Origin of the sequence: Streptomyces glaucescens, assembly GCF_002154375.1 — a bacterium.
Taxonomy (GTDB): Bacteria; Actinomycetota; Actinomycetes; order Streptomycetales; family Streptomycetaceae; genus Streptomyces; species Streptomyces glaucescens.
Window position 1 is genome coordinate 1 of record NZ_MUND01000649.1, and the last position, 5351, is coordinate 5351.

The 5351-nt window shown below is 73.9% G+C and carries 5 protein-coding genes; 2 read left to right on the plus strand and 3 right to left on the minus strand.

Annotated features, from left to right (window positions below):
- Positions 1-52: 52 nt before the first annotated feature.
- Complete coding sequence (locus tag CCN42_RS34075) at positions 53-739, minus strand: DUF5995 family protein (RefSeq protein WP_086741295.1); 687 nt, start codon at positions 737-739, stop codon at positions 53-55.
- A gap of 452 nt (positions 740-1191) precedes the next feature.
- On the minus strand, positions 1192-2583 hold the full coding sequence (locus CCN42_RS34080) for a uracil-xanthine permease family protein (RefSeq protein ID WP_086741296.1): 1392 nt from the start codon (positions 2581-2583) through the stop codon (positions 1192-1194).
- A 127-nt stretch (positions 2584-2710) separates the two neighbouring features.
- Between CCN42_RS34080 and CCN42_RS34085 the strand changes: the two genes are divergently transcribed.
- Positions 2711-3169, plus strand: a complete 459-nt coding sequence (locus CCN42_RS34085) for an acyl-CoA thioesterase (RefSeq protein ID WP_086741297.1) — start codon at positions 2711-2713, stop codon at positions 3167-3169.
- Here CCN42_RS34085 and CCN42_RS34090 read toward each other — a convergent pair.
- Positions 3129-4340 (minus strand): MFS transporter, encoded by a 1212-nt coding sequence (locus CCN42_RS34090; RefSeq protein WP_086741298.1) that lies wholly within the window; start codon positions 4338-4340, stop codon positions 3129-3131. The two genes, CCN42_RS34085 and CCN42_RS34090, sit on opposite strands and share 41 nt — an antisense overlap.
- Before the next feature lie 146 nt (positions 4341-4486).
- On the opposite strand from CCN42_RS34090, the gene CCN42_RS34095 reads away from it, so the two are divergent.
- Positions 4487-5351: ROK family transcriptional regulator (locus tag CCN42_RS34095; RefSeq protein WP_086741299.1), on the plus strand; the 865-nt coding region annotated here is incomplete at its 3' end.

The window sequence follows — 5351 nt, forward strand, 5'->3', positions numbered from 1 at the left end:
CGGCGGCACGTCTTCCCCGGGGCGCCCAGGCGGGCGGCGGCGCCCGGAAGCCTCAGGCGGGCAGCGGCGTCAGCATCATGCGTCCCGCGAACCCCACCGCCGCGTCCAGCCGCTCGACGAACTCCTCGGTGAGGTCGGGCAGCCGGCGCATCGCCCACAGCGCCCGCGCCGCCGACCAGGTCGCGTCCCGCGCCCGGTCCAGGCTCCACGCGCCGAGGAGATGGGTGAGCGGGTCGGCGACCTGGAGCAGGTCGGGGCCCGGCATCAGATCCTCGCGGATGCGCTCCTCCAGCGTCACGAGGAGGTCGCCCACGCGGTCGAACTCGTCCTCCAGCTCGGCCGGATCGCAGTCGAGCGTTCGGCAGGCGTCCACCACGGCGAGCGCCAGATCGTGCCCGATGTGCGCGTTGATGCCCGCCAGCGCGAACTGCAGCGGGCGTACGCCGGGATGGCGCCGGAACTGGAACAGGGGCCGCCAGCAGGCGGGCGGGCGGCGCTCCTCGGTGGCCGCCTCGACGGCCATGAGATAGCGCTCCGCGAACCGCACGTCCAGCGTGATCGCGGCCCGCGGGTCCGGGAACCGCCCGCCGTCGATCCGCCGGTCGACCGCCTCGGTGACGGCGAGGTAGACGCGGTTGAAGACCGCGACTCCGTCCCGCGGGGGCAGGGATGCGTCGAGAGCGCGCATGCGGGAGACGACCGCGTCGACGGGGGTGGTGAAGTATTCCAACTGCGCCATGGGGGCAGCGTCCCAGCCGCCGGGTTGACGGCGTGCGATCGAGCCCGGAGCTTCCCCGGAACGGGGGAACGGGTCCGTCGTCCGTCGCACGGGAGAGTGAGCCGTGGCGGAGGCGGCGACACGAGGGGGAGCGGTGGGCGGCAGGCTCACGTGCCCCGGTCGCGGCCGCCACCGAGGGCCGAGTCGGGTGCCCGTCCTCGTGCCGTACGCCGTCCCGGACCGTGACTCCGCCTCGGCACCAACGGCGACGGCGACCCCGCCGGCGGTCAGTGACATGACCCGGCGGACCGCCGGCTCGGCCGGACCCCGGCCCTGACCACCGGCGAGCGGCGCGTCGACGCCTGGCCGTGCGGGAAGCCGCCGGGCGAGTCTGACGGCCGCAAGGGGGTGCCTGGCGCCTTCACCCCGTCGTACGCCTGCGGCCCGGCGCGCCGAAACGGTTCCGCGGGACGCTACGAAGCGGCGGTCCGGGCGCCTTCGTCGTAGCTGGACGTGCCCTCGTCGAGCAGCGGCTCCTGCGTCTTGAGGTGGGCCGGCGCGAAGGCGCGCAGCGCGTGGTAGCCGGTGATGACGACGATGGTGCCCAGCGCGATGCCGCTGAGGGAGAAGGTGTCGGTGATCTCCATGGACACGTTGCCGACGCCGATGATGATCCCCGCCGCGGCCGGCACCAGGTTCAGCGGATTGCGCAGGTCCACCTTGGCGTTGATCCAGATCTGCGCGCCGAGCAGGCCGATCATGCCGTACAGGATGACGGTGATGCCGCCGAGCACTCCGCCCGGGACGGCGGCCACGACCGCGCCGAACTTGGGGCACAGGCCGAAGAGCAGCGCGAAGGCGGCGGCGGCCCAGTAGGCGGCCGTGGAGTAGACGCGGGTGGCGGCCATCACGCCGATGTTCTCGGAGTAGGTGGTGGTGGGCGGGCCGCCGACCGCGGTGGAGAGCACGGAGCCGACGCCGTCCGCGGAGATCGCCGTGCCGAGCTTGTCGTCGAGCGGGTCGCCGGTCATCTCGCCGACCGCCTTGACGTGGCCGGCGTTCTCCGCGACCAGGGCGATCACGACGGGCAGCGCGACCAGGATCGCCGACCACTCGAAGGACGGGCCGTGGAGAGAGGGCAGGCCGATCCAGTCGGCCTGGCCGACCGCGGAGAGGTCGAGGCGCCAGTGGTCTATGACCTTGCCGCTGCCGTCCACCGAGTGGATCTTCCCGAAGACCAGGTCGAGGACCCAGGAGATGCCGTACCCGAAGACCAGGCCGAGGAAGATCGCGATCCGGGACCAGAAACCGCGCAGACAGACCACGGCCAGCCCGGTGAACAGCATGACGAGCAGGGCCGTCCACTGGTCCTGCGGCCAGTAGGTGGAGGCGGTGACCGGGGCCAGGTTGAAGCCGATCAGCATCACGACCGCGCCGGTGACGATCGGGGGCATGGCGGCGTGGATGATCCGGGCCCCGAACCGCTGCACCGCGAGGCCCACCAGGAAGAGCGCGACGCCGACGGCGAGCACCGCGCCGGTCACCGTGGCGCTGGTGCCGCCCTGGGCGCGGATCACCGCGGCGACGCCCACGAAGGACAGCGAGCAGCCGAGGTAGCTGGGCACCCGGCCGCGGGTGGCGAGCAGGAAGACGATCGTCGCGACGCCGGACATCATGATCGCGAGGTTGGGGTCGAGACCCATCAGCACCGGGGCGACGAAGGACGCGCCGAACATGGCCACCACGTGCTGGGCGCCGAGTCCCGCCGTACGGGGCCAGGAGAGCCGTTCGTCGGGGCGGACGACGGCTCCTGGGGCCGGGGTGCGTCCGTCGCCGTGCAGTTTCCAGCGGACGCCGAGATCCATGGGGTTTCGCTTTCGTCGTACGTGCGGGTGCCGCCGACCATTGTCCCTGCCCGGAGAGGGTGCTGAGCGTCCGCTTAGGATGGATGGTTGAACGTTCCACCTCAGGTTCATGTCAGGAGCACCGTCCGTGACCGCCGAAGCCCCGATCGCCCCCGCCCTCTCCTACGGCCGGCTCATGCCCGTCACCGTCCACTTCGACGACCTGGACGCGCTCGGCCTGCTGCACAACGCCCGCTACCCCCTGATGGTGGAGCGGGCCTGGGCCGAACTGTGGCAGCAGCACGGCTTCCGCTTCGAGGGCGACTGGGCGGCGGCCGGCGACGCCTGCAACGCGGTCAAGGAGCTGTGCATCAGCTACGAGGCGCCCGTGACCCGGCCCGGCGCCTACGCCGTCCACCTGTGGCTGGAGCGGCTCGGCACCACGGGCCTGACCTACGGCTTCCGGTTCTGCTCGGCCGACGGATCGACGACGTACGCGCACGGCAGCCGGGTGCTGGTGCGGCTGGACGCCGACACCCTGCGCCCGGCGCCGTGGAGCGAGCGGTTCAGGGCCGCGGGCCGGGAACTGCTGCGTCCGGCCGGCTGACCTTCGGACGGTCCCGGTCACCGGCCCGCAGCACGCCCGCGAAGACGGCGAGCCCGCTGGACAACACGGTGACCAGGACGAACGACACCACCAGGCTGGTCGCCTGGGCGAGCCCGCCGATCGCGCTCGGGGCGATCAGCCCCGAGGTGTACGTGATGGTCGCGACGCCGGCGATGGCCTGGCTGGGGTTGGGGCCGCTGCGGCCCGCGGCCGCGAAGCACAGCGGGACCACCACGGCGATGCCGAGCCCCATCAGCGCGAACCCGGTCATCGCCACCGCCGGGTGCCCGGCGAGCACGATCAGCAGGCCGCCGAGCGCGGCCAGCACCCCGCCCCAGCGGACCGTGCGCACGGCGCCGAAACGGTCCACCACCTTGTCGCCCGCGATCCGGGCGACCGCCATGGTGAACGTGAAGCCGGTCGTGCAGGCCGCCGCCAGGGCGGCCGAGCTGCCCAGCTCGTCCTCCAGGTAGACCGCCGACCAGTCCAGGCTCGCCCCCTCCGCGAACACCGCGCAGAACCCGACCGCGCCGATCAGCAGCGCCGAGCGCGGCGGCAGTGCGAACCGGGGCGGCGGCTCCTCGTCCTCGGCGGGCTGGAGGTCCAGCACCCAGGAACAGGCCACCGCGCCCACCACGGTCAGCACACCGGCCGCCAGCGCGTGGTGCAGCCGGGCGTCGGCGCCGAGGTGTGCGGCGAGCGTGCCCGCCGCCGAGCCGATCAGCGCGCCCGCGCTCCACATGCCGTGCAGGCCGGACATGATCGACCGGCCGAGGCGGTTCTCCACCTCCACGCCGAGGGCGTTCATCGCCACGTCCGACATGCCCGCCGTCGCGCCGTAGACGAACAGGGCCAGGCAGAGCGTGGCCAGGTTCGGCGCCAGGGCGGGCAGGACCAGTGACAGCGTCCACAGCGCCAGCAGTCCGCGCAGCGCCGTCCGGGCGCCGAAACGGTGGCTGAACCAGCCCGCGAGCGGCATCGCGACGGACGCGCCGAGCGCCGGGAAGGCGAGGGCGAGGCCCAGCTGGCCGGCGCTGACCCCGGCGTGGTCCTGGATCCACGGGACCCGGGTCGCGAACGAACCGGTGACCGCGCCGTGCACGGTGAACACGGCGGCCACGGCGTACCGGGCGCGTCGCACGACGCGTTGCTCGTAGACCACTTCGCTCATTCTCCGGCCCCTCCCCGGGTGATTGTCACCCCGTGCTCGCCCTGGGGTGCTCCGGCGCCGTAAACTATCAGGAACCCTTCCTGATGGATAGGGAGCATCCCCGGCCGCCCGCCGCGCGGCACCCGCCCGTCTGGGAGGATCCCGGCATGCCCGCATCCCCGAGCACCGCCCGAGCCATCAACGACCGGCTCGCCCTGCGGCTCCTCCAGGAGGAAGGACCCCTGACGGCGGGGCAGCTGAAGCAGCTGACCGGACTCTCCCGGCCGACCGTCGCCGACCTCGTCGAACGCCTCACCGCCGCCGGGCTCATCGACGTCGTCGGCGAAGCGGGGGAGCAGCGCCGCGGGCCCAACGCCAAGCTCTACGGCATCGTCGCCGACCGGGCCCACCTCGCCGCGCTCGACGTGCGCACCGAGGGCGTCTCCGTGGTCGTCTCCGACCTGCTCGGGCGGGTGCTCGCCGAGGCGTCCGTGCCGATCGGCGACGACACCGGCACCGGGCCCGCGGTGGAACAGGCGGTCGCCCTCGTCGAACGGACCTCCAAGGAGGCCGGCGCCGACCGGCTGCACACCGTCGGGATCGGCGCGCCCGGACTCATCGACCCGGCCACCGGCGACCTGCGCGACTCCACGGGCCTGCCCGCCTGGCACCGGCGCCTGGTCGCGGCGCTGGCGGAGCGGCTCCCCGGGGCCCGCGTCATCGTCGAGAACGAGACCAACCTCGCCGCCCGCGCCGAACAGCGCGACGGCGCCGCCCGCGACCGCGACGACTTCGTCCTGCTCTGGCTCGGCCACGGCACCGGCGCGGCGGTGATCCTCGACGGCCGGCTGCGCCGCGGTGCCTCCGGCGGGACCGGGGAGATCGGCTTCCTGCCCGTCCCGGGCACGGCCGGCCTGCCGTCGGCCACGGACTGCGAGGGAGGCTTCCACTCCCTGGCGGGCGCGGCGGCCATCGAGCGGCTGGCCGAGGAATACGGGGTGGCCGCTCCCCGGGCGGGGGCCGGACCGTGGG